This window comes from Streptomyces sp. NPDC002870 (assembly GCF_042888505.1).
Classification (GTDB): domain Bacteria; phylum Actinomycetota; class Actinomycetes; order Streptomycetales; family Streptomycetaceae; genus Streptomyces.
In genome coordinates, this window is the sequence record NZ_JBIAPW010000012.1 from 1 (window position 1) to 22,801 (window position 22,801).

The following is a 22,801-nucleotide window of genomic DNA, read 5'->3' on the forward strand; positions in this document are numbered from 1 at the left end:
CCGCCGCCACCGCGCAGGAGGGCTTCTGGGACGGTGTCCTGCCCGAGGTCACGCTGCTGGTCGAGTGGCCCGAAGGCGCCGAAGCACCCACCGACTACTGGCTGTCCAACCTGCCCGCCGCCACCGCGCCGGCTGAACTGGTCCGCCTGGCCAAGATCCGCTGGCGCATCGAGCACGACTACCGGGAACTCAAGCACGGCCTCGGCCTGGACCACTTCGAGGGCCGTTCCTGGACCGGGTGGCATCACCACGTCACCCTGGCCACCGCCGCCCACGCGTTCCTCACCGAACAGCGCCTGGCCCCAAAAGCCGATACAGCGGACTCACCCTCTACCAGATCCTCGACGCCATCCAAGACCTGCTGAACTGCTGGACCGGCACCTGCACCACCTGCCACCGCCCCCTGCCCAGAACATCCACCACCAGCCAGAACCCAAGAGCCAGAGCAACCTAACGGAGTCCTACTAGGGCAGGGGAGTCGATCCCCTTGGCCGCAACGTTGATCGCGATCACCAGGCCGAGGAAGATGCCCACGACCCACAGGACGCGATAACCCCACCGGCCAACCGGACTGTGCCGCATCTGAAGTTTCAACCCGTCGGATATCTCCCGCAGTGTCACCGTGTACGTGAACTGCACGGATACGTCGGCGGTCATACGTCCTCCTCAGAGCTGATGGACAAGGGATCGTACTGGTAGGCGATCAACGGCTACTCATCCCACCGCGGCCAGATTGCAAATCTCGGTGAGACCTGCGGCCCCAGACACTTCGGGGGCCGCCGGGTACGCCCTCCTCCTGGTCCTCGTCCCACCCCACCCCTGGTGATTCCCAAGCTCAGGACCCGGACTGCCGCCGCAGACAAACCCGTAGGGTTCCGACCATGGTGACTGCGACTGTCCGCGAGTGGTACGACGAGGAAGGGTGGGGCGTACTCGACTCCCCCGAGACCCCGGGCGGCTGCTTCGGCCACTTCTCCGACATCCAGATGGCCGGGTTCCGCGCCCTGTCGCCCGGCCAGCAAGTGGATCTCTCGTGGGAAGCCCCCGGCTTCAAACAGGACGGCTACGACTACCGGGCCGTGAGCATCGTGCCTCGCCCCGCCTGACATCCAAACCTGACAATGATCTACGACGGGCTCGTCATCCGGTGCGCCACCGCAGAGGAACGCGCCCGCATCACCGCGGGCACCGGCAGGTTCGGTCGCAGTGACCGTGTCCACATGCTAGAGAGCGCGGACGACCGCACGGACTACGTGATCTCCGCAGCGGTCGGCTGGGCCACCGACGACGACGATGTCCGCGCCCCGAGCCGGTTGGCCTCCTTCGCGCCGGCCGACGATCCGACGCGGATCCTCCCGGAGGAGGGAGCATGACCGACTTCCCTCAAGCGCTTGCCGCCTGGTGCACAGACGAGGCGGCCGGCCTCCGAGCAGCGTCAATCGGCTGTGAGCTCGGCATGTCCCCGGACGACGGCCGCAGCAAGTCGAGCGCTTGGGCGACCCTGAGCACCGATGCCCGTATTGCCACCATCACCGTCTGGGACACCGGCGAGGCGGAACTCGATCACGCAGACGTCGGGAGCGGTCAGGTCCGCCCCGTACACCGTGACCTCCGAAGACGCGAGGATCTCGTCAACGCGCTGGCAGAACTCGTGCAGTGGGTGCGATCGTCGGCGAGTTGAACTGGCCCCAGCACTGATCTCGATCCCTCTGCCCGGCCGATCTGCCGTGGTGTGCGGGGATCGCTGTGAAACCCACAGGACCGCAGGTCCGAATCCGCTGGGGGCACAGTGTCTGACCAGCGCGTTTACCTCTCTCGGGTAGGCGCGCTGTTCGTCGCAGCCATGGCATTGGTCATGGACGGCACACTGCTTCCCGGGGAAGAAATTGCCGATCACCGGCGAAGAAGTAACGCGCTGACCTGGGGTTTCTCCCCCAGGGAGGGGCTCTACTCGGCCTCGGACTCCTCGTCCGGGACCGTTTGCGTGAGCACTGCATGAGCGGTGCGTGATCGGTGCGTGAGCGGACGGGCTCCGGATCCGCTTCGGGTGCGTGAGTGGCCGGTGGAGGGGGACGATGGGGAGGCCGGGACCACTTACGCAGGTGCATGGTCCTGGCCAGCACCAGGCAGCACGCCATAGCGGTGGCCGGAAGGAGAGCCTGGGACATGGCTGCAACCGAGCCCTTCCGGGACGATCCCGGCCTGGCGGGGGCCGCCCCGTCCGAGCCGGGCGGCCTGCTCGATGTGCTCAGTGTCGCCGCCGTCGTCCTCGGCCCCGAGGGGCGGATCCGGTTGTGGAGCCCAGAAGCCGAAAACCTGTTCGGCTACGGCGCCGAGGAGGCCCTGGGCCGGTCCGCCGCTCACCTGCTGGTCCACGAGGAGCACCTGGAGCAGGTCCTGAAGCTGTTCGCCCAGGTCATGGCGGGCGGCGGCAGCTGGGCGGGAGTCTTCCCCATCCGGCACAAGGACGGCAGCACGCGCCTGGTGGAGTTCCGCAACATGCGGCTGGAGGACGAACAGCAGAACTTCTACGCCTTGGGCCTGGCCACGGACCAGGCGACGCTGCGGCAAGTCGAACGGGACCTGGCCCTGTCCACCCGGCTCGTGTCCCAGTCGCCGATCGGGCTGGGCGTGCTGGACACCGACCTCCGGTACATCACGGTCAACCCGGCGGAGGAGCGGATGAACGGTGTGCCTGCCGCCGAGCATGTCGGCCGGCATGCCCATGAGGTGCTGCCCTTCTTGGACGAGTCCTTCGAATCGGCGATGCGCGAGGTGTTGGCCACCGGCATCCCGGTCCTTGACCAGTACACCGCCGGCCGCACCCCGGCCGACCCGGACAACGACCACGCCTGGTCGGTCTCGTTCTACCGGCTCGAAGCCCCCAACGGGAAAGTGCTCGGAGTGGCGACCTCCAGCGTTGACGTCACCGAGCGGCACCGCGCCGTCGAAGAGCAACGCCGCGCCGCCCTCACCCTCCAGCGCAGCCTGCTGCCCCACACGCCACCGGAGCGACCGGGTCTGGAGGTCGCCGTTCGTTACCGTCCCGCCCAGGCCACCATCGAGATCGGCGGCGACTGGTTCGACGTCATCCCCCTCAACGGCGACAAGACCGCCCTCGTCGTCGGTGACGTCATGGGCAGCGGCGTAGGAGCCGCGGCCACCATGGGCCAACTCCGCACCGCCACCCGGACGCTGGCCGATCTCGATCTCGACCCCACCCAGGTTCTGCACCACCTCGACCGCGCCACCGATGGGCTGGACACCATCGCGACCTGTGTCTATGCCGTCTACGACCCCCACACCGCCCAGTGCTGGGTCTCCCTTGCCGGGCACCTGCCGCCCGTCCTCCTCCATGCGGACGGCAAGCGCGAGCTTCTCGACCTGCCCACCGGCGCACCGCTGGGCGGCTGTGGCGTCCGCTTCCACACCACCCGCCTCGACATCGAGCCCGGCGACCAGCTCGTCCTCTACACCGACGGCCTGGTCGAGACCCGCGACCAGCCGATCGACGAACGCCTGGACGCCCTCCTCGATGTCCTCGACGACCCGGGCCGCTCGCTGGACGAAACCTGCGACCTGCTTCTGCAGACCCTGCGCCACCCGGGACACCACGACGACGTGGCCCTGCTCATCGCCCGGGCCGGACCATGAGCTCCGGCGTCGGCAGTACGCCTCGCGACTTCGCTCAGGACTTGCCGGGCGCCAGGTCGCCGATCACTCCGATCCGGATGCCCAGCCACGGATAGGTGTGGCTGTAGAACACGTTGTCCTGCGGTTGCAGTCCGACCGCCGACGGCCACATCTGGAAGGCCGGCGCATTGGAGATCCCGCCGTGCAGTCGCCGCCAGACCCGCCCGGAGTCCCGTCCGGACGGGGCCGCCGTGATCGTGTCGGTCCACTCGACCGCGTTGCCGCCCTGGTCGAGAGTGCCCCACGGCGAGGTGGTCCGCGCCTGGCCGGCCGTGCCGAGGCTGCCCTCGTAGAGATCGGCGTAGGTGAGGGGGTCCAGCCCGATCGGGTTGACGGTGGCGCAGGCGTCGGGCTGTACCTGACCGGGGCACCAGCTCGGTGCCGGCTGGTCGCCGGCGTGGTACGAGGCCAGTGGCTGGGTCGCCGCGTTGGTGACGTCGCCGGTGGTGGGGTTGAGGACCGTGGGGTTGGGGGCGGTCGCGGCACCGTCGCCGAAGACTCCGGGGTTGGTCGGGTACTTCCAGTACGAGTACGTGCCGCCGCCCCTCGGGTCGTAGTAGGCCGCCTTGATCCACTCGTTCTGGCTCGGCACGACGAAGCCGGTATCACGGGCCCGGGTCGCATCCGGCCGGGCGAGGTCGTACATCCCGCGCTCGGTCCGCGTCGACAGTCTGACCTTGTAGGTGACGTGGCCGAATCCGCCATTGCCGCCGGCCTGCTTGGAGATCAAGCGGCCGTTGTAGAGCGAGTTGACGAAGCGCGCCGCGTCCAGGAAGTCGGCGAAGCCGTACGGCTTGTCTGCCCATTGCGGATGACCGACCGAGTAGTGGCTGCCGTTGCCGGCGTCGGCGGAGAAGTTGACCTGGCCGTACTTCGGCCACCCTGTCGAACTCTCGGTCTCGACATAGAGGTCATGGCGATTGCGTCCTTCGGGATCGACCGTGTTCAGGAACGCCACCCACTGTCCGACGGTGACCTCGAGCTGTCCGATCTCGTAGGGATAACTGACGCCGCCGACCATCAGACAGCCGCTCGAGGTCGTGGGGGCATCCGCGCACGACCGGTATACGGCGTCCGTGAACGGGACCACGCCCACCGAAGGGTTACCGGGCGCGCCGACCTTGGCAGTCGTCACCGTAATGACCGCGCCCCCACCGGACGTTGCGCTCCCGGGGGGCCGCGGCTCGGTGACAGCGGCACTCGAATCGGCTGTCGCGGACGCGGCGAGCAGCGCCGATACGCCGCACGTCGCTACGACGGCCCTGCTGAGGCGAGTGCGGCTGGAGACGAAGCGCATGGGCATACCCTTTTCGGCCGGCCACATTAACCCCGCCCACTACTCTCCGCTCACCGGACGTCACAGGCCTGATCAGGCCGAGCCGTTCGGAGTACTCGGCGAGCGCCGCGGCCCGGCCGGGCTCGGCGCGCCACTGCTCGCCGCGGTGCCGCATGAGGGATCAATCGGAATATTTGGGGACCCTTAACCCTAGGGTGGCGCTGTGAACGGCCACCAGCGAGTGCGGGACGACGAGGGCAGCGCAGCCCGGCTCCTCGCGCTGTCGGACGGAGTGTTCGCCATCGCGATGACGCTGCTGGCGCTGGACATCGCGCTGCCCGCCGATCTGGACCCCGATGGTTTCGAGCAGGCACTGAGCGATGTGACGCCCAACGTGTGGGCGTACGCCCTCAGCTTTGTGGTCATCGCGGCGTTCTGGCGGGGCCACCACCAGATGTTCCGGTACGTCCGGGAGGTGGACGGGACGGTCATCAGGCTCGGGCTGCTGAACCTGGGGCTGATCGCCCTGATGCCCTTCCCCACCACCCTGCTGGCCGAGTACGGGGACCTGCCGCAGTCGGTGGCCGTCTACTCCGCCGCCGTCGCGGCCATGGGGGCCACGCAACTCGCGCTGACGGTCGTCCTGTGGAAGCGCCCGTGGCTGGGCAGCACGACGCTGCCCGATCCCGTCGCCCGCAACGATGTGGTCGATCTGGCATCGACAGCGGTGGTCTTCGCCGTCGCCGTGCCGCTCGCCTTCGTCTCCCCGACGGGCGCGAAGCTGTGGTGGGCAGTGCTGATCCCGGTCAAGGTGTTGACGGGCAGGCGGGGCAAGCGCCTGCGCGCGGCCGCCCAACGGTCCGCCTAGCAGGACTCCGTACGGAGATCGCCTGCCTGGGCGCGGTTGGGGCAGGGACTGTGTGAAGCGCCGTTCGAGGGAACAGCTGGTGTTGCGGAGACAGGCCCGGTGGCGCGGCGCGTACGTTCGGCTGGCATGACGTACGCATCGGGTGATCGCACATCCGGCCCCACCCGACGCACCACGCTTGCCGGGCTCGTCGGCGGGGCCGGGGCCGTGCTGGCCGCCGGGTGCACCCCGTCGGGCACGTCTCCCGCGCATGCGCCCACCCCCAGTCCCACAGCATCGGCCTCCGCCCGGGCGAGCGGTCCCACGCCCGGGGTGATGACGCTCTTCAAGGACCCGGAGTTCAACTTCGGCGGGCTCCTCGCGCTCGGTGCGTCCGGCTACGGCGCCGGTGAGGTGGGCGAGGTGCTCACCGCCGTGAACGCGATCAACAAGGCCGGCGTCTCCGCGCAGACGTACGCCGAGACCTTCGGGAAACTCGGCGATCAGCTGATGGAGGCGCCCCAGGGCAGCAAGCCCGGGACACAGACCACACGCTTCCGCGCGCTGCGGGCCGCCCAGTACTACGGCCAGGCACTGTTCTTCGTCCTCGGCTCCGACGACCCCGGCCGCGAGGAGCAGCTGTACAAGGCCGGGCGCGGCGCCTGGGACAAATTCTGCGAGCTGTGCGATCCGGCACCGACGACGGCGGACATCCCGTACGGGAAGACCCCTCTTCCGGTGTGGTTCTTCCGGCCGGACGACTCGGGCGAGCGGCGACCCACCGTGATCCTCACGAACGGCAGCGACGGACCGAACGTCGACATGTGGACCTACGGCGTCGCGGCCGCTCTGGAACGCGGCTGGAACGCCCTCGTGTACGACGGGCCCGGCCAGGGGCAGCTGCTCTACGTGAACCAAGTGGTCTTCACACCACGCTGGGAGACCGTCGTCACGCCGCTCGTCGACTGGCTGGCCGCCCGCTCGGACGTGGACACCCGCAAGATCGCCCTGACCGGGCTGAGTATGGCCGGGAACCTGGCTCCCCGGGCCGCGGCCTTCGAGAACAGGATCGCCGCTCTGGTGGCGATGCCCGGCGCGCTCGCGCCCTGGCTGGGCTTTCCTCCGGAGATCCGGGAGATCCTCACCCCGGACAAGGAGGAGACCAACAACATCTGGAACAAGGAGGTCGTCCCCGAGCTGCCTCCGGCCGCGGCCGCGACGATGAAGAAGCGCATCGAACCCTTCTCCGTGCCGGCGATGCTCGACGCCCGCGAGGGCAAGATGTTCAGCGACTTCTACACCCCCGCCAAACTCATCGAGTCGCTGGACATCACGAAGGTCGTGGGCCGCATCAAGATGCCCACGCTGGTCCTCGACTACGACTACGAGCAGTTCTATCCCGGTCAGCCGCGCCAGATGTTCGACAAACTGACGGCTCCCAAGGACTACGTGAAGCTCACCACGGCCACCGGCGCGCAGCTGCACTGCTCCCCGATGGCCCCGCAGCAGCACTGCGAGGTCGTCTTCGACTGGCTGCAGGAGAAGCTGTCGGGCAGCTGACTTCTGCGGCTGCTCCTCGTCACGGGCCAGGGTGTGTGCCCGGCGCCGAGGTCCGGCCCTGAGCCGGGCGCCGAGGCCAGGACCTGAGCCGCGCCGAGGCCCAGACCCTGAGCCGCGCCGACTCGCCCCTCAGGCGCGGCAGTCCGCCTTCATCTGGGCCGCCGCGTGGTGCGCCCCGTCGCGTTCGCCGCTGCCCCAGTCCTCGCCGCGGTCCACCAGCCGCACCGCCAGCTGCTGGTCGCGGACCGGGACCTTCTCGACGACCAGGCCGCTGCCGCGCAGCGATGTCTGGTCGATCTCGAAGGACTTGATCGCGCTGTCCCCGTTGTCGGGATCGGCCAGCACGTTGTACGTCGTCGGCCTGCCCGCCACATCGCGGTCGCGATCGCTTTCGGGGATGACGACGGACACCGAGCAGGTCGTGTAGCCGCTGCCCACGTACCAGGACCAGGTCGCAGAGCCACCGCTGTCCTTGGTCGAGCTGCCCGAGATGGGGATCGCGGTGAAGGAGCCGTCGCAGCCGTCGCCCTTGTGGCCGCCCTCTTTCACCGTGTACCAGCCGTCGTCCCCGTCGCTGTAGCGACCCCGCTCGCTGTAGCGGCCGCCGCCGGTGCAGCCGGGGCCCGCCCAGGCGCTGTACGAGGGGCCGTTGGCATTCTGCGGAGGCTTCGGCTCGCGCGGGCCGATCCGGGTCGGGGTCGGCAGGGGGGAGCGGGAGGCGGACGGCGAGGGAGACGGGGAGGTGCCGGGCAGTGCCGTGGGCTGGATGCGCTGCGGGGCGCCACCGAGGTCGCCGGGGGCGAAGTCGGCGTCGTCGGCTGTCCCGGTCGCGGCCGAGTCGTCCTCGTACAGCGTGATCGCCGAGACGACCAGGGCGAGCGTGGTCAGCACAACTGCCCCGGTCAGCAGGATCTTTCCGGTACGGGAGAGGAGGGAGAAGCGACCCGCCAGCGTCTCGCGTGCAACCCACGCCCCGCCCGCGGCCCGACCGCCCCGGTCATCCCTACCGCCCACACCGCCCATACCGCACTCCGGACAACTCAGACCTGGCAGCGCGCCCCTGCCGTTGCCACCGCATCGTTCGCATGCCATGTCACACCTGAACCAGTAGGCCAACCACGCGGTATGCCAAGGGAGTCCACTATGCATCAGCGCGGCAGGCGGAGATAGGTGTTAACGCCGGTAATGGGGCCAGCGACCGTGCCGGGTCAGCGGAGTTCGTCGGGGCAGGGCGTCCCGCGCGGCAGTTGGTAGGGGGCCGCCAGCCGGTAGACACCCGGGGCGGGCGCGAGCAGTTCGGTCCACTCGTCGCCCTCCGTGTCCTCCTCCGCCTTCAGCAGGCAGCCGTTGCGGTTGTCGAAGGTCTTCTGCCCCTCCTCGCGCGCCTTCGACTCCTCCGTCTCCTCGGGCCCCTTCACCTTCTGACCCTGCTCGTCGACGATGCTCAGCCATGGCGAATACGGGACCCGGATCAGCACCCGGCCCGCCGTCTTCACCTGGATCGTGAGCTCGCCCGCGCCCGCTTGGTCCACCGTGGCCGGCGGGTCGGCCAGCGGCATCGGGTCCTTCACCGCGAACAGCTGCCAGTTCGCGTCGCTCCAGATCCGCGTCAGATACGGCTGCCCCTCACGCACCAGCTCCGCCTCCTGCTTCGCCCCGCTGGAGTCGGGCGAGCCCTTCGGCAGCACCACATAGTGGACCGCCCACCGGTCCAGCCAGGCCCGGTAGCCGGCCGAGGTCAGCGTGTTGTCGTCGTCGTAGAAGAGGGGGTTGCGCTTCATGTCCGCCTGCCGGTTCCAGCCGCGGGCGAGATTGACGTACGGAGCGAGAGCCGACGCCTCGCGGTGGCTGCTTGCGGGAACCACCTCGACCCGCCCCCGCTCGGCGCGGACCTGCTGGAGCCGGTTGACCAGCGGTGCGAGCTCACGGTTCCAGGACGCGGTCGGGGCCGTACGCACCATGTCGTCCACGGCCTTGTAGCCGATCCAGAAGTTCAGCCCGAGGAAGGTGATGACGAGCGCGTACCACTTGCGGGAGCGCGGCACGGTGTACGGCAGCGCCGCCAGCAGCACCACGCCCGCGAAGAGCATCGGGAGCCGGGACACGTTCGAACCGATCTGGGAATCGAACGCCCAGGTCAGCAGCGTGCCGACGGTGTAGACCGCTGCGGCGGCGCGGACCGTGCGCCAGTCCTTCGGTATGAGAACAAGGACAAAGGCCCCGTAGAGGAACGGCAACGAGGTCGACCAGAGCGACATCGGCTGCGTACCGGAGAAGGGGAACAGCCAGGCCGAGAGCGCCACGACCACGACCGGGGCGACACCGAGGGCGTACGCGGCGGGCCGGCGGCGGTTCAGGAACAGCGCCGCCGCGACGACGCCGAGGAACAGCCCGGCGACCGGGCTCGACGCGGTGGCGAGGCCGGCGAGCGGGGCCGCCACCCCCGCTTTGGCCCAGCGGTTCATTCTCCACCGGTGCGGCCAGCAGAAGACGGCGGCCACCGCGCCGAGCGCGAACATCATGCCGAGGCCGAAGGTCACCCGGCCGGACAGCGCGTTGCAGAGGAAGGCGAAGACCCCGGCCAGCGAGCAGGCCACGGGATTGCGGACGGCACGGACGCGGACCAGGATCAGTGCGGTCAGGGCGGCGGAGACCGTACCGGCGACCATCATCGTCGAGCGGACGCCGAGCAGGGACATCAGATACGGCGAGACGACGCTGTACGAGACCGGATGCATCCCGCCGTACCAGGCGAGGTTGTACGCGGAGTCGGGATGGCGGCCGACGAACTCGGCCCAGGCATCCTGGGCCGCGATGTCGCCGCCGCTGTTCGCGAGGAAGAAGAACCAGATCAGGTGCGTGAGCGCGGCGAGTGCGGTCGCGAGGAGTACGGGGTGGCGGCTCAGCCGGTCGCGGAGGTCATCGAGGGGGCGGGGGTCCGCGTTGCCGCGCAGGGGAAAACGTATTCGCGGCCCCGCGTCGGGGCTGCTGCTGCCGTCCGCCTGTTTCGGCTCAACGGTGGTCACTGCGGCTCTCCCCGTCCTCCCCGGCTGTGCCGTTCTCCCCCGGCCTGCCAACCTCCGACGTGCTTCGTGCTGACGTTTGCTGACGTTCCGTGCTGACGTTCCATGTACAAGGACGCTGTCCCGGCGCCCCGAAGTTGCCCCGGGACGCTAACACGCGGGCGTCCCGGGGCCCCGGGACGCCCGCGTCGCGGTCTGGTGCTAACCGATGCGGGTGAGCTTGGCGCCCAATCCAGGTTCCGCCAGGTCAAGCTGGAGCGCGACCGGTGCGCTGACCCTGCCGGTGCCGGAGCCGACGGACACCTGGCCGACGACGGTGCCCGCCTTGGCCGAGTGCGGGACCGCCTTGCCTCCGTCGGCGAGCTCGATCTCGACCTTCAGACCCGCCCAGCCGACCGCCTTGAGCTCCTTGGTGGCGACTACGGGGGTCCGGCCGCCGAGGCCGTCGTCGACGTATCCGACGACATCGCCCTTCTTGATGACGGCCGCGGAGGTCACGCCTTCCTGGGCAGCCTCGATCACCTCGATGCTGTGGGTGATCGCCAGCTCCAGCTTGTCGTTGAGGATGGCGGCCTTCTGGACGCCCATCGTGATGCCGACGATGCGGCGCACCTCGCCGTCGACCAGGGCGTTGGCGGACCAGAGCAGGTTGCCGCCGGCCGGGGTGGACGAACCGGTCTTGATGCCGCCCACGCCCTCCTTCAGCAGGGCCCTGTCGTTGTTGTTCCTGATCTGCCCGTCGATGCCGGGGATCGTGGTGATGGTCGTGTTGACGATTTCCCGGAACACGTCGTACTGCATGACCGCCTTGGCCAGCTTGAGCTGGTCCTGCGGGGAGGAGACGGTGGTGGCCTTCAGGCCGCTGGGGTCGGTGTAGGTGCTGTTGGTCATGCCGAGTTCCTTGGCGGCGTCGTTCATCTTCTTGACGAACTCGGCCTCGGACTTGGCGTCCCAGCGGGCCAGGAGGCGCGCGGCGTTGTTGCCGGACGGGATCATCAGCAGCTGCAGCATCTGCCGCTCGGTGAACTGCTGCCCCTTGGAGATCTGCGCGGTCGACTCGTCGCCGAGCTTCGACTCGTCCTCGGCCTGCTGGTCGACGGTGATCTTCGGGCCGACTTCCTTGCCCTTGATGGGGTGGTTCTTGAGGATCACGTACGCCGTCATCGTCTTCGCGACGCTCGCGATCGGGGCGGGCTTCTGCGCGCCGTACGTCCCGATGCTGCCGACGCCCTCGACCTCGACGGCCCCCTGGCCCTCGTCGGGCCAAGGCAGGGCGAGCGGCCCGCCCTTGAAGGTGAAGGCGGGTTCGGTGGAGAGGGCGAGCTCGGGAGCGGGAAGGGGACGGAAAGCCTGCACGATCGCAAAGATGATCAGCAGCAGCACGACGAGTGGAGTCCAGATCTTGATCCGCCGCACGACGGTGCGGACGGGAGTCTGGGGCGGGGGCGGGGTGTTCGTCAGCTCGGCGAGGAGGTCGAGCGGCGGCAGCGGCGGCATGGGCTGCTGCTTGGTCCGCTCGGCCTCGGTCAGCGAGGCGGGCGGAGCGGATGCCTCCGGCTTGGCGGGAGCGGGGGCGGGGGCGCTTGCGGTTTCGGCTCGCAGCGGCACGAAGGTGCTGGTCCGCTCGGCGGGCGACTCGGGCCGCGGCGCCGGGGGCACCTTGAGCGCGGTGGTGGGCTGGTCGACGGCGGGCCGCCGGGGAGCCTTGAAGATGGCGGTGGGCTGATCGACAGCGGGCTTGGACGGCTTTGCTTCCGCAGATCCGGACGCGGCGGGCGCGGCCTTGGTCTCGGTGTCGGGGGACGCGCCCGGCTTGGCGTCCTCACCCTTCGCCGCGGCGGATGCCGCCGAACCGGCGGCCTTGCTCTGCGGCGCGTCGGCGCTCGGCGCGGGGTCGGTCGACGCGTCGGCGCTCGGCGCGGCGGTCGCGTCGTCGGGGGCCTCGTCGCCGGGGGCTTCCTCCGCGTCGGCGGCCTTGTCCTTGGCGGACGGCGCTGCGTCGTCCTTCGCTCCGGCGGTCGCGTCGTCGGGGGTCCCGTTGCCGGGGGCTTCCTCTGCGTCGGCGGCCTTGTCCTTGGCGGACGGCGCTGCGTCGTCCTTCGCTCCGGCGGTCGCGTCGTCAGCGGCGTCCTCGGTGGCAGCACTGGTCTCGCCAGTCGGCGTGACCGGAGCCTCCTCGGCGACCGGAGCGTCTCCGTCCGCGGCCTCGGCCTGCGACTCCGCCTGCTCACCCGCAGACGCGTCCCGCCTTACGGCGTCAGACGGATCCTCAGCGCCACCGTCGTCACCGGAGGCATCCTCGACGACCGGAACGTCCTCGTCGGCGTCGTCGGCGACCACAGGGGCGTCCCGCCGTACGGCGTCAGACGCATCCTCAGTCCCGCCGTCGTCGCCAGAGGCGTCAACCACGACCGGAGCGTCCACGGCCTCCGCCTGCGACTCCGACCCCTCGCCCGCATCCGCGTCGCCGGCGCCCGCAGACGCGTCCTCACGCCCGTCGCCGTCCTGCTGCACGGCGTCAGACGCATCCGCACCGTCGTCCCCGGAGGCGTCCACCGCGACCGGAAGGTCCTCGTCGGCGTCGTCGGCGTCCGTAGACGCGTCCCGCCGTACGGCGTCAGACGCATCCTCAGTCCCGCCGTCGTCGCCAGAGGCGTCCACCACGACCGGAGCGTCCCCGTCCACGGCCTCCGCCTGCGACTCCGACCCCTCGCCCGCATCCGCGTCGCCGGCGCCCGCAGACGCGTCCACACGCCCGTCGCCGTCCTGCTGCACGGCGTCAGACGCGTCGGCGTCCGCATCCCCGTCCGCGCTCGCCACCCACGCGGCCACCGCCGCGCGCAGCCTCGTGTCGTTCTCCACCGATCCCGACTCCGTGCCCGGCTCCGCGCCGGACCGCGAGTCCGGCCCGGCATCCTGGTCCGCGCCCGGTCCGCCGCTCCGTTCGGACGGTGGCAACTTGAAGACAGCCGTCGGCTGGTCAACCGCGGGGGCCTTCGCCCCCGGCGATGCCTGGCGGAACACGGTGAGACGCGGGTCGCGTTCACCCGGAGCCGTCTCCCCCGACGACTTCCGCTGCTCCGACTTGTCGGGGGACTCGCCCGCCACCGTGCCTCCTTCATGAGTCATACGTCTTGCGTCCCGCGTCTTGCGTCCCGCGTTGTGCGTGTAGCGCAATATTCACGTCGCACGGGCGCCGTCAAGACGACAGCCCGTGTTGTCCGAACCATCTACCAGTGTCCTGTGTGAGAACACGGCCCCTGCGCATAGACGAGAACGACATACCTACCGGTTCCCACAGAAACCACCCAGGCGCTCTCGACAGACCAATGTGAGAGGGGTCACCCTGTCATTCATCCACGCGGGGAGGCATGGATGGGCAGGAGCCGCAGAACAATTCCGGAGGAGCTTCTGCTGCTCGCTCTGGACCCGACCACGGGTACCACAGCGCAGCCGCAGTCGCTCGACCTCGGCCTGGCCGGAGCCCAGCTAGTAGAGCTGGCTCTGGCAGGACGGATAGCCCCAGACGGGGATCGTATCGCCGTGGTGATGCCACGGCCGACCGGAGATCCGACTTTGGACTCCGCGCTGGAACTGCTGCGCAGACGCGGCAGCCCGGTTCGGGCGGTCCATTGGATTGGCGGGCCCCGACTGGGGTTGCGCCAGATTTACCTCTCGCATCTGGAGCGGTGCGGCATGGTGCATGCCGTGGCGGGCCAGATGTGCGGAGTGCTGCCGACGACTCGCTACCAGGCGACGGAGACGGCGATCAGCCGGGACATCAGGGCCCGGCTGGACAGTGCGATCCGCACCGGCGTACCGCCGGACCCGCGGACCGCGGCGCTCGCCGCGCTGGCCCACGCGGTCGGACTCGGCAAGCACCTCTACCCCGGGAATGAAGGACGTTCCTCGAGGTCCCGTCTGCGGGATCTCATCAGGCACGACCCGATGGGCGGACTCGTGGCGCACGCCGTGATGGACGTTCAGAACGGTGTGGCCGCTCAGCCACGCCGTAATCCCACCGCACAGGCCGGCAGCCGGCAGCCGACGGCGGCCATGTCGATGCAACCACGCCGCGGAAGCATGGCCCGCGTCGCCGCGCACTGACGCAGCAGCTCGAACGGCACCAACGGCGCCAAGCGCACCACGCGTTCCAGGAACAACCGAACACGATCCGCCGCACCGACGTCCCCATGACCCGGTTCGGGAGCCGCGCAGGACGCGCGGGGCAGCCGCAGCGCTGCCCCGCGCGTTCGCGCATGCATCCTGTGTGGCCATTTGGCAGCGCAGCCACGACCATTGGTGGCAATCTGCTGAGCAATAGATACGCTCAGCTACGCAGCCGGAGGTGCAGTTTCCGTGGCGTCCAACGTCAACCCCACCGTCAGGCGACGCCGATTGGGCCAGGAGCTGCGCCGGCTCCGCGAACTCAAGGGCATGACGGCAGAAGAGGTGGCGGAGCGCCTTCTCGTCTCCCAGTCGAAGATCAGCCGCCTCGAGAACGGCCGCCGCTCGATCAGCCAGCGCGACGTCCGCGACCTCTGCGGGGTGTACGAGGTCGAGGACCACCGGATAGTCGATTCGCTGATGCAGATGGCCAAGGACTCCCGCCAGCAGGGCTGGTGGCACGCCTTCGGAGACATCCCGTACAGCGTCTACATCGGCCTGGAGACCGACGCGGCCAGCCTGCGGGTGTACGAACCCCAGGTCGTCCCAGGCCTGTTGCAGACCCGGCAGTACGCCGAGGCGCTGATCGCCGGCGCGCTGCCCGAGAGCGGCGCCACCGACGTGGAGAAGCGGGTCAGTGTCCGCGTGCGCCGCCAGGAGCGGATCAAGGACGCCGAGCACCCGCTGCGGCTGTGGGTGGTGATCGACGAGGCCGCGCTGCGCCGTCTCGTCGGTGACAAGCAGCTGATGCGCGAGCAGTTGGAGCATCTGGTGGAGCTGTCCCAGCTGCCGCATGTCACGGTGCAGGTGCTGCCCTTCGAGATGGGCGCCCACCCGGGCATCAACGGCCAGTACGCGATCCTGGAGTTCCCGGACACTTCCGACTCGAGCGTCGTCTACATCGAGGGCGTGACGAGCGACCTGTACCTGGAGAAGGCCAACGATGTGCAGAAGTACAGCGTCATGTACGAGCATCTGCGCGCCCAGGCCCTGAACGTGGAGCACACCAGGCAGTTCATCGCGGACATCGCCAAGGACTACGCGCGCTGACACGGCCGGTGACACGTCGGCCGGTTCGTCCGCTGAAAGGTCTCTGCGGCGAGGGGGGTCGCACGGTACACCCCCGCCACGGCGCGGCGGAAGAGGCGCATGGAATATGCCATCCGGTCGAGTGAACGGCTGCCTCGCGCATCCATCGCGGCGAGTAGCGTCGATCACGCCAACAAGAACGTTGGCGCAAATCACACCACTTGCCGAAGCGGAGCGAACATGGCAATCATTCAGGGCGCCACGGATACCTGGACGAAGTCCTCGTACTCCACGGGAAACGGCGCATGCGTAGAGGTCAAGTCCCCCGTCGTTCGGGCCATTGCCGTCCGGGACTCCAAAGTCCCCGCGGGCCCGTCGATCACCTTCGTCCCCGAGTCGTGGAGCGCGTTCGTGAACGAAGTGGGGCACAGCGCGTTCGACCTCGGCTGAGCACGACACCGAGGAGCACGCCGAGTAACACCGCGAACCGACGCGGCACAGAGCGCCAAGAGCACCAAGAGCACCAACTGACAGAGCCCTCTCGTCTGGTCCGCCGTCCCGGCCGAGGGGGCTCGGCCATGCACCGACGGCCATCCCCACCCGCTTCCGTCTCGCGCTGCCGCCTTGCGCTCCGGCTCAGCGCAGTTGATCGACGTAGCGGTCGGTGCCGGGAACCGTGGGGATGAAGGGAGCAACCAGCTCCACCCGCCCGAGCCCCGATTCGACGACCGCTGCGTCGAGACCAGCGAACGCAGAGTCCCAAATCTCCCTAGGGTCCGCCTCGAGGAACCACAGCAGCGTCAGCCGGGTGTCGACGCCCTCCACCTGCTTCACATAGGTCATCCGGTCGCCCGGCAGCGGAGTCGGCCGGAAGACCGTCACCATCGCCGCGCAGGAGCCGGCCAGCCGCTTCGGCAGATGCTTCGTACGCAGCCACTCCAGCAGCTCGGCCCGCTGCTCGGGCCCGTCGGCGTCGATCACCTCCACCACCAGGCCCGCGTACGGATGGTCCAGCGCGTGGTAGTCGCGCGGGCCGGCCGCGCCGTCCCGGTAGACGGTCGCCTCATGGTCCTGGAAGGCCGTGAAGACATGCGTACGGTCCTGGTGGACGCGGCCGTCGCGGTTCAGCCGCTTGTTGATGCCGACGGTCCACTTCATGTGGTCGCCGTAGCGGCCCTCGGTGATCCAGTACGTGGAGATGTAGCAGCCCGTGGTGACGGGCTGGGCCACCGCCGACTTCTCGGGGTAGCGAAGCAGTTGGAGGTCTCTGGTGGCGACCCAGCGCCGGCCCGCGTACATCCAGGGCATCGCCATCGCGCCCGCGTAGTAGTGGTCGTCCTCGTACCAGCGGTTGTACGCGTACTCATGGCCGGGGTGCGGTTCGACCATGGTGATCAGGGCGTGGCCGGGGCGCACCCCGTACGGCCCGACGCCCGCCAGCTCCCCGTACACCTCGCTGCGCGTGTCCCCGTTGCGCGTGTCCTCGCTCACGATGTCCGCTCCCCTTCCTTCCGTCGGCGCAGGGACCTACTCTGACGCCCCGTCAGACGAACCGCCATAGCCGGGAGGCCTCGGATGCTGCTCAACGGGAAGACCGTGATCGTCTCCGGCGTCGGGGCCGGACTCGGCCATCAAATCGCCGCCACCGTCGTACGGGACGGGGGCAACGCGGTCCTCGGCGCGCGCACCGAGGGGAATCTCGCCAAGTCGGCCGGAGAGATCGACCCCGACGGCTCGCGCAGTGCGTACCGGGCGACGGACATCACCGACGAGGCACAGTGCGAGGCGCTGGCCGCGCTCGCGCTCGAGCGGTTCGGGCGGATCGACGCGGTCGTCCATGTCGCCGCCTGGGACAGCTATTTCGGCGGCCTGGCGGACGCGGACTTCGTGACCTGGCAGGGGGTCATCGATGTGAACCTGCTGGGAACGCTGCGGATGACCCGGGCCTGCCTGCCGGCGCTGAAGGTGCGGGGAGGCTCGGTCGTCATCATCGGTACGCAGTCGGCGGTGGCGGCGCCCTCACAGGTGTGGCAGGCGGCGTACGCGGCGTCCAAGGGCGCGCTGACGTCGGCGATGTACTCGCTGGCGCGCGAGCTGGGCCCGGACCGGATCCGGGTGAACACCGTGCTGCCGGGCTGGATGTGGGGGCCGCCCGTCCAGGCGTACGTCCAGTTCACCGCGCACAGCGAGGGCGTACCGGAGAACGAGGTGCTGGGGCGGCTCACCGAGCGGATGGCGCTGCCCGAGCTGGCCACGGACGGAGATGTCGCGGAGGCCGCGGCCTTCCTCGCCTCCGACCGGGCCCGGGCGATCACGGGTCAGTCGCTACTGGTCAACGCCGGTGAACTGATGCGGTAGGCCCCTCCTTTTCTCGGCCGCACGGGACCCGCATCCCGTGCGGTCTTGTCGTATCTGCGGAGCCTGACGAAGTGCCTGCTCATCGTGTGGCCGCCGTCACGTTCACGACAACGCCCAGGAAGGTCAAGACCAAGCAAAATCGTTCTGCTTTCTGACCTGCGTTCACATCCCTGACCACGTTTCCCCTTGACCCACCGCCCGGACAGGCGGTTCAATCCCCGAAGTCCCCGCTCCCGCACGGGGGCGCCGCTGATCGGACGTACTGACGAAGAGCTTTGACGTTCACAAGGCGGACCCCAGGAGGGGGCACATGAACAGTCTCGACTGGACCGTGCTCATCGGATACTTCGGTGTGATGGTCGCGATCGGACTCTGGTCGCACAAGCGCGTCGACAACGTCAGCGACTTCTTCACCGCCGGCGGCAAGATGCCGTGGTGGCTGTCGGGCATCTCGCACCACATGTCCGGCTACAGCGCGGTGATGTTCACCGGCTACGCGGCCATCGCGTACACCTACGGCGTCACCTCGTACGTCACCTGGTCATTCCCCATCGCGATCGGCATCGCCATCGGCTCGCGGGTGTTCGCGCCCCGGCTCAACCGCGTGCGCTCGAAGCTGCATGTGGCCTCGCCGCTCGAATACCTCAAGAACCGCTACGACCTGCCCACCCAGCAGGCGCTCGCCTGGTCCGGCGTACTGCTGAAGATCGTCGACGTCGGCGCCAAGTGGGCCGCCATCGCCACACTGCTCTCCGTCTTCACCGGCGTCTCCCTCAACACGGGCATCCTGATCACCGGCGCGGTCACCGCCGTGTACTGCACCGTCGGCGGTCTGTGGGCCGACGCCCTCACCGAACTCGGCCAGTTCATCATCCAGTTCATCGCCGGCATCGCGATGCTCGTCGCGGTCATGGCCGAACTCGGCGGCTTCAGCTCCCTGTGGAACGTCTGGGACGAGCCTGAGCTCAAGGGCCACGCGGAGCCGCTGGCCGGCCCGTACATGATGGTCTTCCTGATCGCCTACCTCTTCATCAAGACCTTCGAGTACAACGGCGGCATGTGGAACCAGGCGCAGCGCTACATGGCCACCGACTCCGCGAAGTCGGCGGAGCGGTCCGCCCGGCTGTCCGCCGTGCTCTGGCTCGTCTGGCCGCTGGTGCTGTTCTTCCCGATGTGGGTGGCACCGCTGATCATCGACACGAAAGTGCCGGCCGACTCGTACGCGCTGATGGCCGAACAGCTGCTGCCGCACGGTCTGCTGGGCCTGGTCATCGTGGGCTTCTTCTCCCACACGATGGCCATGTGCTCCTCCGACGCGAACGCGATCGCGGCGGTCGTCACCCGCGACATCATGCCCGCCGTGTCCCACAAGGCCCGCGAGTGGGACACCCGCGCGGGGCTGCTGGCCGCCCGCTGGGCCACGCTGCTCTTCCTCGGTCTCTCGATGGCCATCGCGACCCAGGTCAACTCGGACTTCTTCGGTGACATCATCACGGTCGTCATCAAGTGGGTGGCGGGGCTCATGGGCCCGATCGCGATTCCGCTGATGCTGGGCATGCTGCCCTGGTTCCGCAGGAGCGGACCGACGGCGGCGCTGGTCAGCTGGGGGCTCGGCCTGGTCACCTTCTGGCTGGTCAACTACCCGATCAGCTGGAGCGTCGACGGCGGCGTGCCGCTGCAGTACCAGGTCTCCATCCCGCTGGCGGTCTCGCTCGTCCTCTACATCCTGATCGGCATCATCAAGCCTGAGGACACTCCCGAGCGCGACGACCTCATCGCCCGGATCAACTCGGACGACGGCCCGGGCTCGGCGTTCGCCGCCGGCGCGGTGCCGGCGCCGGCGGAACCCGCGGAAGCGAAGGTGCTCGGCCGCGAGGGCGCGGACGGCTGACGCCCGCTCTTCGCCGCGTACGAAGGCCCGGTTCTCGAGGAGGGGAGCCGGGCCCTCGTACGCCTCGTACGCCCTCGTACGTGCATCAGCTGCGCGGGTAGCGCGACAGCCAGCCGGGCGCGGTGACCGTGGGGCCGTGCAGGGCCGGGCCCTGGGTCATCTCCATCGCGAAGTCGTCGGCGAGCTCGAGGATCGTGGGGCGGCCCTCCAGCTCGCAGAGCCAGGCGGGCGGCAGCGCGGTCTCGCCGTGCAGGGCGCCCAGCAGCGAGCCGGTGACGGCGCCGGTGGTCTGAGAGGGGCCGTCGTGGTTGACGGCGAGACGCAGGCCGTGCCGGATGTCCTCGCCGACGAGAGCGGAGTAGACGGCGATGGCAAGGGCGTCCTCGGCGTTGTGGCCCTCGCCGAGCGAGGCGATCCTGGCGGGGCTCGGAATGCCCTGGCGTACGGCGCCGAGCGCATGCTTGAGGGCGTCCGTGACGGGCTGGTGGCCGGGGCGCGCGGCCAGCTGGGCGAGGGCGCGCTGCACCGAGCCGTCGAGGGTCTCGCCGCGGGCCAGACCGTGCACGATGACGGCGAGCGCGCCGGCCGAGAGATACGCGGTGGGGTGGCCGTGCGTCTGCGCCGCGCACTCCACGGCCAGCTGGCACACCAGCTGCGGCTCCCAGCCGACGAGCAGCCCGAACGGCGCGGAGCGCACCAGCGCGCCGGCGTCGCGCGCGGCGGGGTTCTTGGGTGCTTCGAGGGTGCCCATGGTCTCGTCGCCGAGCCCGATGAGGCAGGCCTTGGCGGGGTCGCGGCGGGTGTAGAGCCATTCCTCGCGGGCGAGCCAGCCATTGTCCTTGCGGCGCTCGTCGGGGCCCCAGTCGCGCTGGGTGGCGGCCCATCTCAGATAGGCGCGGTGCACATCGGTGGGCGGGTGCCAGGCGCCGGTGTCCCGGCGGACCTGTGCGCGGATCAGCCCGTCGACGGTGAACAGGGTCAGCTGGGTGGCGGCGGTGACGGCGCCGCGGCGGCCGTGGGCGGGCACGAGGTCGGCGACGCCGTCGGGGCCGTGGGCGGTGCGGATCTCGTCCACGGTGAGGGCGGCGACCCCGGCGCCGAGCGCGTCGCCGATGGCGCCGCCGAGCAGGGCGCCGCGCACGCGGGCGCGGAAGTCCTGCTGCTCGGCCCGGCCCCAGACGGCTGTGGCTGCTGCGCTCACCGCGCGTCCCTCCCTGGACTTCGAACGTATGCCTGGCGCAGCACTGTAATCGAACGGGAATGGGGGGTTCGGGGGTGCGAGGGTGAGGGGGGCGGCGGGGTGGCCGGTTTTGTCCTCAATCTCCCCCAGACTTCGTCCGGGGGAGATTGAGGACAGCGTTCCGCGCCGTGGTCAGGCGGTGCAGCCTCGGGGTCAGTTCGGGTCGGGCCGCGTCCGGGCAGGCGAGCAGTTCGGTCAGGTCGTCCGCCGCGTCCTTCACCCTGGTCCAGGTGGGGCTCCCGGCGAGCAGGTCGGCGAGAAGGGTGTCGGCCCGGGGCCAGTCCCCGCGTGCGCACGCGAGCAGCAGCAGTTCGCCTGTGCGGTCGCCCGCCGCAGCCCCGGCTGCCCCCGCGGCCCCCTCGGCGCTGTGGCCTTCCGCCGCTCGCCACAAGTCACCGGCCTGCGCCAGTCCTTCCGTACAGCTCACGGTGAGAGCCAGCTCCAGCGAGCCGTGGCGGGCGTCCACCGCGAGCAGCCTCTCGGCCGCCTCCCTCGCCCGGGCGAAGTGGCCCGTCCTGCGGTGAGCGCGGGTGAGCAGGGTGAGGTGGTTCGCGTCCTGGTCGTCCCCGGCGGCCTCCCCGAGGGCTGTCAGCGCTTCCTCCGGGCGGTCGAGATGCAGATAGACGCTCGCCCGTGCGCGGTGCACCGCCGTCGAGGGCGGCGGCTCGGCGGACCGGGTCCTGCTCCCACTTCAGGAAGCGTTCGACGGCGGTGGCGCTGGGGTCGTCCACCGCGCCCGGGTTCTCGGCGAGGGTGGAGACGAGGACGGGCAGCCGGCCGGAGAGCCTGAGCACGTCCCGTACCACCTCCTCGTCCACCACGCCCTTTGCGGCGAGGAGCCGGCGGGCCTCCGGCTCGGTGAAGGGCGCGAGCGGGAGGTCGGTGACGAAGTCGGCGTAGTCGGCCCAGCAGTTGGGGTCGAGCGGCCGCTGCCCGGAGAGGGTGACGACGACATGGGCGGGCAGCGAGCCGTACTGCCCGGTGGTGATCAGATCGCGCAGCCAGGCGTCGAGGAACGGCCCCGTGCGTTCGTACGTGTCGAAGAAGAGCGTGATCCAGGGGACCCCGGACCCGACCCGGTTCAGCTCGGCGACCAGGACCGGAGTGAGGGCCCGGAGGGGGTTGAGGACCAGCTGTACGTCCTCCTGCTTGCCGAAACGGGTGGCGAGGACGGCCCTTACGTGATCGGCTCCGCGGGCGACCTGCGCCGGGTCGACGGCTCCGGCGAGCGCGCCGACGCCCGGCACCATGCCGAGTCCGATCAGAGAGGCCTGGGCCGCGGCCATGCTGCCCGCGGAGGGCTGCGGTTGCGGCTGTCCGTCCGCCGCCGCGTTGGCGGTGAGGGCCTCCGCCTCGTACCGGCGCTGGCGGTAGGTCGCCAGCTGCCGGTCGAGGGCCTTGAGCACCTGCCCCTGCTCGGCGAACTGGGCGCTGATCGCCTCCATCGCCTCCGGCACGCTGTTCACGGACTCGTCGAGCACGGCGGTGAGCGCCTGGCGCTGACGCGCGCTCTGCACCAGCTCGCGGACGAGGGAGGTCTTGCCGACACCCGCGTTGCCGTGGATATGGAAGATGAAGCGGTGCCGCGGGTCCTCCGGGGGCACGTCGAAGTTCTCGCGGAAGACGGCCAGTTCATCGCGCCTTCCCACGAATCCCGCGCGCCTGCGGATGTTGATCAGTTCCTGCATCGACAGTCTCGCGGCACCGGCACTCATGC

General features: G+C 69.8%; 21 protein-coding genes. 12 read left to right on the forward strand and 9 right to left on the reverse strand.

Translation table 11 applies throughout. The features are described from left to right. Window positions 1-365 (forward strand): transposase (locus ACFYWY_RS16965; RefSeq protein ID WP_389186378.1); only part of this gene is annotated, 365 nt, incomplete at its 5' end. 85 nt (window positions 366-450) lie between these two features. Here the strand turns inward: ACFYWY_RS16965 and ACFYWY_RS16970 are convergent. Then, entirely contained in the window at window positions 451-657 is a 207-nt protein-coding gene (locus ACFYWY_RS16970) for a hypothetical protein (protein ID WP_389186381.1), read from the reverse strand. A 224-nt stretch (window positions 658-881) separates the two neighbouring features. On the opposite strand from ACFYWY_RS16970, the gene ACFYWY_RS16975 reads away from it, so the two are divergent. The 4 genes from ACFYWY_RS16975 to ACFYWY_RS16990 all read left to right on the forward strand — a co-directional run bounded on the left by ACFYWY_RS16975 (window position 882) and on the right by ACFYWY_RS16990 (window position 3,654). Beyond that, on the forward strand, window positions 882-1,106 hold the full coding sequence (locus ACFYWY_RS16975) for a cold-shock protein (protein ID WP_389186383.1): 225 nt from the start codon (window positions 882-884) through the stop codon (window positions 1,104-1,106). A gap of 15 nt (window positions 1,107-1,121) precedes the next feature. Then, window positions 1,122-1,373, forward strand: a complete 252-nt coding sequence (locus ACFYWY_RS16980) for a hypothetical protein (protein ID WP_389186386.1) — start codon at window positions 1,122-1,124, stop codon at window positions 1,371-1,373. After that, entirely contained in the window at window positions 1,370-1,681 is a 312-nt protein-coding gene (locus ACFYWY_RS16985; RefSeq protein WP_389186388.1) for a hypothetical protein, read from the forward strand. Before ACFYWY_RS16980 ends, ACFYWY_RS16985 begins: the two co-directional genes overlap by 4 nt. Window positions 1,682-2,166: 485 nt before the next feature. After that, complete coding sequence (locus ACFYWY_RS16990; protein WP_389186392.1) at window positions 2,167-3,654, forward strand: SpoIIE family protein phosphatase; 1,488 nt, start codon at window positions 2,167-2,169, stop codon at window positions 3,652-3,654. A 34-nt stretch (window positions 3,655-3,688) separates the two neighbouring features. Here the strand turns inward: ACFYWY_RS16990 and ACFYWY_RS16995 are convergent, their stop codons facing one another. After that, the gene (locus ACFYWY_RS16995; protein ID WP_389186395.1) at window positions 3,689-4,828 is read right to left on the reverse strand and encodes a hypothetical protein; all 1,140 of its coding nucleotides are present in this window, start codon (window positions 4,826-4,828) and stop codon (window positions 3,689-3,691) included. Window positions 4,829-5,192: 364 nt separating this feature from the next. Here ACFYWY_RS16995 and ACFYWY_RS17000 point away from each other — a divergent pair, with 364 nt between their 5' ends. Together ACFYWY_RS17000 and ACFYWY_RS17005 are read left to right on the forward strand one after the other, a co-directional pair. Next, a complete protein-coding gene (locus ACFYWY_RS17000; protein WP_389186399.1) occupies window positions 5,193-5,837 on the forward strand; it encodes a TMEM175 family protein in 645 nt (214 codons plus the stop codon). A gap of 126 nt (window positions 5,838-5,963) precedes the next feature. Continuing rightward, complete coding sequence (locus tag ACFYWY_RS17005; protein WP_389186402.1) at window positions 5,964-7,376, forward strand: alpha/beta hydrolase family protein; 1,413 nt, start codon at window positions 5,964-5,966, stop codon at window positions 7,374-7,376. Window positions 7,377-7,505: 129 nt separating this feature from the next. Here ACFYWY_RS17005 and ACFYWY_RS17010 read toward each other — a convergent pair whose 3' ends face one another. From ACFYWY_RS17010 to ACFYWY_RS17020, 3 genes are all read right to left on the reverse strand, one after another. Further along, window positions 7,506-8,399 (reverse strand): adhesin, encoded by an 894-nt coding sequence (locus ACFYWY_RS17010; RefSeq protein WP_389186405.1) that lies wholly within the window; start codon window positions 8,397-8,399, stop codon window positions 7,506-7,508. Between the two features lie 185 nt (window positions 8,400-8,584). Further along, a complete protein-coding gene (locus ACFYWY_RS17015; protein WP_389186922.1) occupies window positions 8,585-10,342 on the reverse strand; it encodes an MFS transporter in 1,758 nt (585 codons plus the stop codon). 258 nt (window positions 10,343-10,600) lie between these two features. Then, window positions 10,601-13,528 carry a serine hydrolase gene (locus ACFYWY_RS17020; RefSeq protein ID WP_389186408.1) on the reverse strand — a complete coding sequence of 976 codons (2,928 nt, stop codon included), beginning with the start codon at window positions 13,526-13,528 and terminating at the stop codon, window positions 10,601-10,603. A 246-nt stretch (window positions 13,529-13,774) separates the two neighbouring features. On the opposite strand from ACFYWY_RS17020, the gene ACFYWY_RS17025 reads away from it, so the two are divergent. From ACFYWY_RS17025 to ACFYWY_RS17035, 3 genes are all read left to right on the forward strand, one after another. After that, complete coding sequence (locus tag ACFYWY_RS17025) at window positions 13,775-14,506, forward strand: GPP34 family phosphoprotein (protein ID WP_389186411.1); 732 nt, start codon at window positions 13,775-13,777, stop codon at window positions 14,504-14,506. Between the two features lie 252 nt (window positions 14,507-14,758). Beyond that, window positions 14,759-15,616 carry a helix-turn-helix domain-containing protein gene (locus ACFYWY_RS17030; protein ID WP_389186414.1) on the forward strand — a complete coding sequence of 286 codons (858 nt, stop codon included), beginning with the start codon at window positions 14,759-14,761 and terminating at the stop codon, window positions 15,614-15,616. A 219-nt stretch (window positions 15,617-15,835) separates the two neighbouring features. After that, a complete protein-coding gene (locus tag ACFYWY_RS17035) occupies window positions 15,836-16,045 on the forward strand; it encodes a DUF397 domain-containing protein (RefSeq protein WP_389186417.1) in 210 nt (69 codons plus the stop codon). A gap of 186 nt (window positions 16,046-16,231) precedes the next feature. On the opposite strand, the gene ACFYWY_RS17040 is transcribed toward ACFYWY_RS17035, so the two are convergent. Next, entirely contained in the window at window positions 16,232-17,086 is an 855-nt protein-coding gene (locus ACFYWY_RS17040) for a hypothetical protein (RefSeq protein ID WP_389186420.1), read from the reverse strand. Between the two features lie 84 nt (window positions 17,087-17,170). Between ACFYWY_RS17040 and ACFYWY_RS17045 the strand changes: the two genes are divergently transcribed. Together ACFYWY_RS17045 and ACFYWY_RS17050 are read left to right on the forward strand one after the other, a co-directional pair. Continuing rightward, complete coding sequence (locus ACFYWY_RS17045) at window positions 17,171-17,953, forward strand: SDR family oxidoreductase (RefSeq protein WP_389186423.1); 783 nt, start codon at window positions 17,171-17,173, stop codon at window positions 17,951-17,953. A gap of 310 nt (window positions 17,954-18,263) precedes the next feature. Beyond that, entirely contained in the window at window positions 18,264-19,844 is a 1,581-nt protein-coding gene (locus tag ACFYWY_RS17050) for a sodium:solute symporter family protein (RefSeq protein WP_389186426.1), read from the forward strand. 85 nt (window positions 19,845-19,929) lie between these two features. Here ACFYWY_RS17050 and ACFYWY_RS17055 read toward each other — a convergent pair whose 3' ends face one another. From ACFYWY_RS17055 to ACFYWY_RS17065, 3 genes are all read right to left on the reverse strand, one after another. Further along, a complete protein-coding gene (locus ACFYWY_RS17055) occupies window positions 19,930-21,045 on the reverse strand; it encodes an ADP-ribosylglycohydrolase family protein (RefSeq protein ID WP_389186429.1) in 1,116 nt (371 codons plus the stop codon). Between the two features lie 115 nt (window positions 21,046-21,160). Then, entirely contained in the window at window positions 21,161-21,511 is a 351-nt protein-coding gene (locus tag ACFYWY_RS17060) for a hypothetical protein (protein WP_389186432.1), read from the reverse strand. Beyond that, window positions 21,477-22,799 (reverse strand): ATP-binding protein, encoded by a 1,323-nt coding sequence (locus ACFYWY_RS17065; protein WP_389186434.1) that lies wholly within the window; start codon window positions 22,797-22,799, stop codon window positions 21,477-21,479. Before ACFYWY_RS17065 ends, ACFYWY_RS17060 begins: the two co-directional genes overlap by 35 nt. Between the last annotated feature and the right edge of the window lie 2 nt (window positions 22,800-22,801).

Excerpts from the sequence above, each read along its gene's own strand:
- ACFYWY_RS17005 (WP_389186402.1), top strand. The coding sequence starts at position 5,964 with ATGACGTACGCATCGGGTGATCGCACATCCGGCCCCACCCGACGCACC.
- ACFYWY_RS16970 (WP_389186381.1), bottom strand. The coding sequence starts at position 657 with ATGACCGCCGACGTATCCGTGCAGTTCACGTACACGGTGACACTGCGG.
- ACFYWY_RS17020 (WP_389186408.1), bottom strand. The coding sequence starts at position 13,528 with ATGACTCATGAAGGAGGCACGGTGGCGGGCGAGTCCCCCGACAAGTCG.
- ACFYWY_RS16975 (WP_389186383.1), top strand. The coding sequence starts at position 882 with ATGGTGACTGCGACTGTCCGCGAGTGGTACGACGAGGAAGGGTGGGGC.
- ACFYWY_RS17025 (WP_389186411.1), top strand. The coding sequence starts at position 13,775 with ATGGGCAGGAGCCGCAGAACAATTCCGGAGGAGCTTCTGCTGCTCGCT.
- ACFYWY_RS17050 (WP_389186426.1), top strand. The coding sequence starts at position 18,264 with ATGAACAGTCTCGACTGGACCGTGCTCATCGGATACTTCGGTGTGATG.
- ACFYWY_RS17035 (WP_389186417.1), top strand. The coding sequence starts at position 15,836 with ATGGCAATCATTCAGGGCGCCACGGATACCTGGACGAAGTCCTCGTAC.
- ACFYWY_RS17010 (WP_389186405.1), bottom strand. The coding sequence starts at position 8,399 with ATGGGCGGTGTGGGCGGTAGGGATGACCGGGGCGGTCGGGCCGCGGGC.
- ACFYWY_RS17065 (WP_389186434.1), bottom strand. The coding sequence starts at position 22,799 with ATGAGTGCCGGTGCCGCGAGACTGTCGATGCAGGAACTGATCAACATC.
- ACFYWY_RS16980 (WP_389186386.1), top strand. The coding sequence starts at position 1,122 with ATGATCTACGACGGGCTCGTCATCCGGTGCGCCACCGCAGAGGAACGC.
- ACFYWY_RS17045 (WP_389186423.1), top strand. The coding sequence starts at position 17,171 with ATGCTGCTCAACGGGAAGACCGTGATCGTCTCCGGCGTCGGGGCCGGA.
- ACFYWY_RS16990 (WP_389186392.1), top strand. The coding sequence starts at position 2,167 with ATGGCTGCAACCGAGCCCTTCCGGGACGATCCCGGCCTGGCGGGGGCC.
- ACFYWY_RS16985 (WP_389186388.1), top strand. The coding sequence starts at position 1,370 with ATGACCGACTTCCCTCAAGCGCTTGCCGCCTGGTGCACAGACGAGGCG.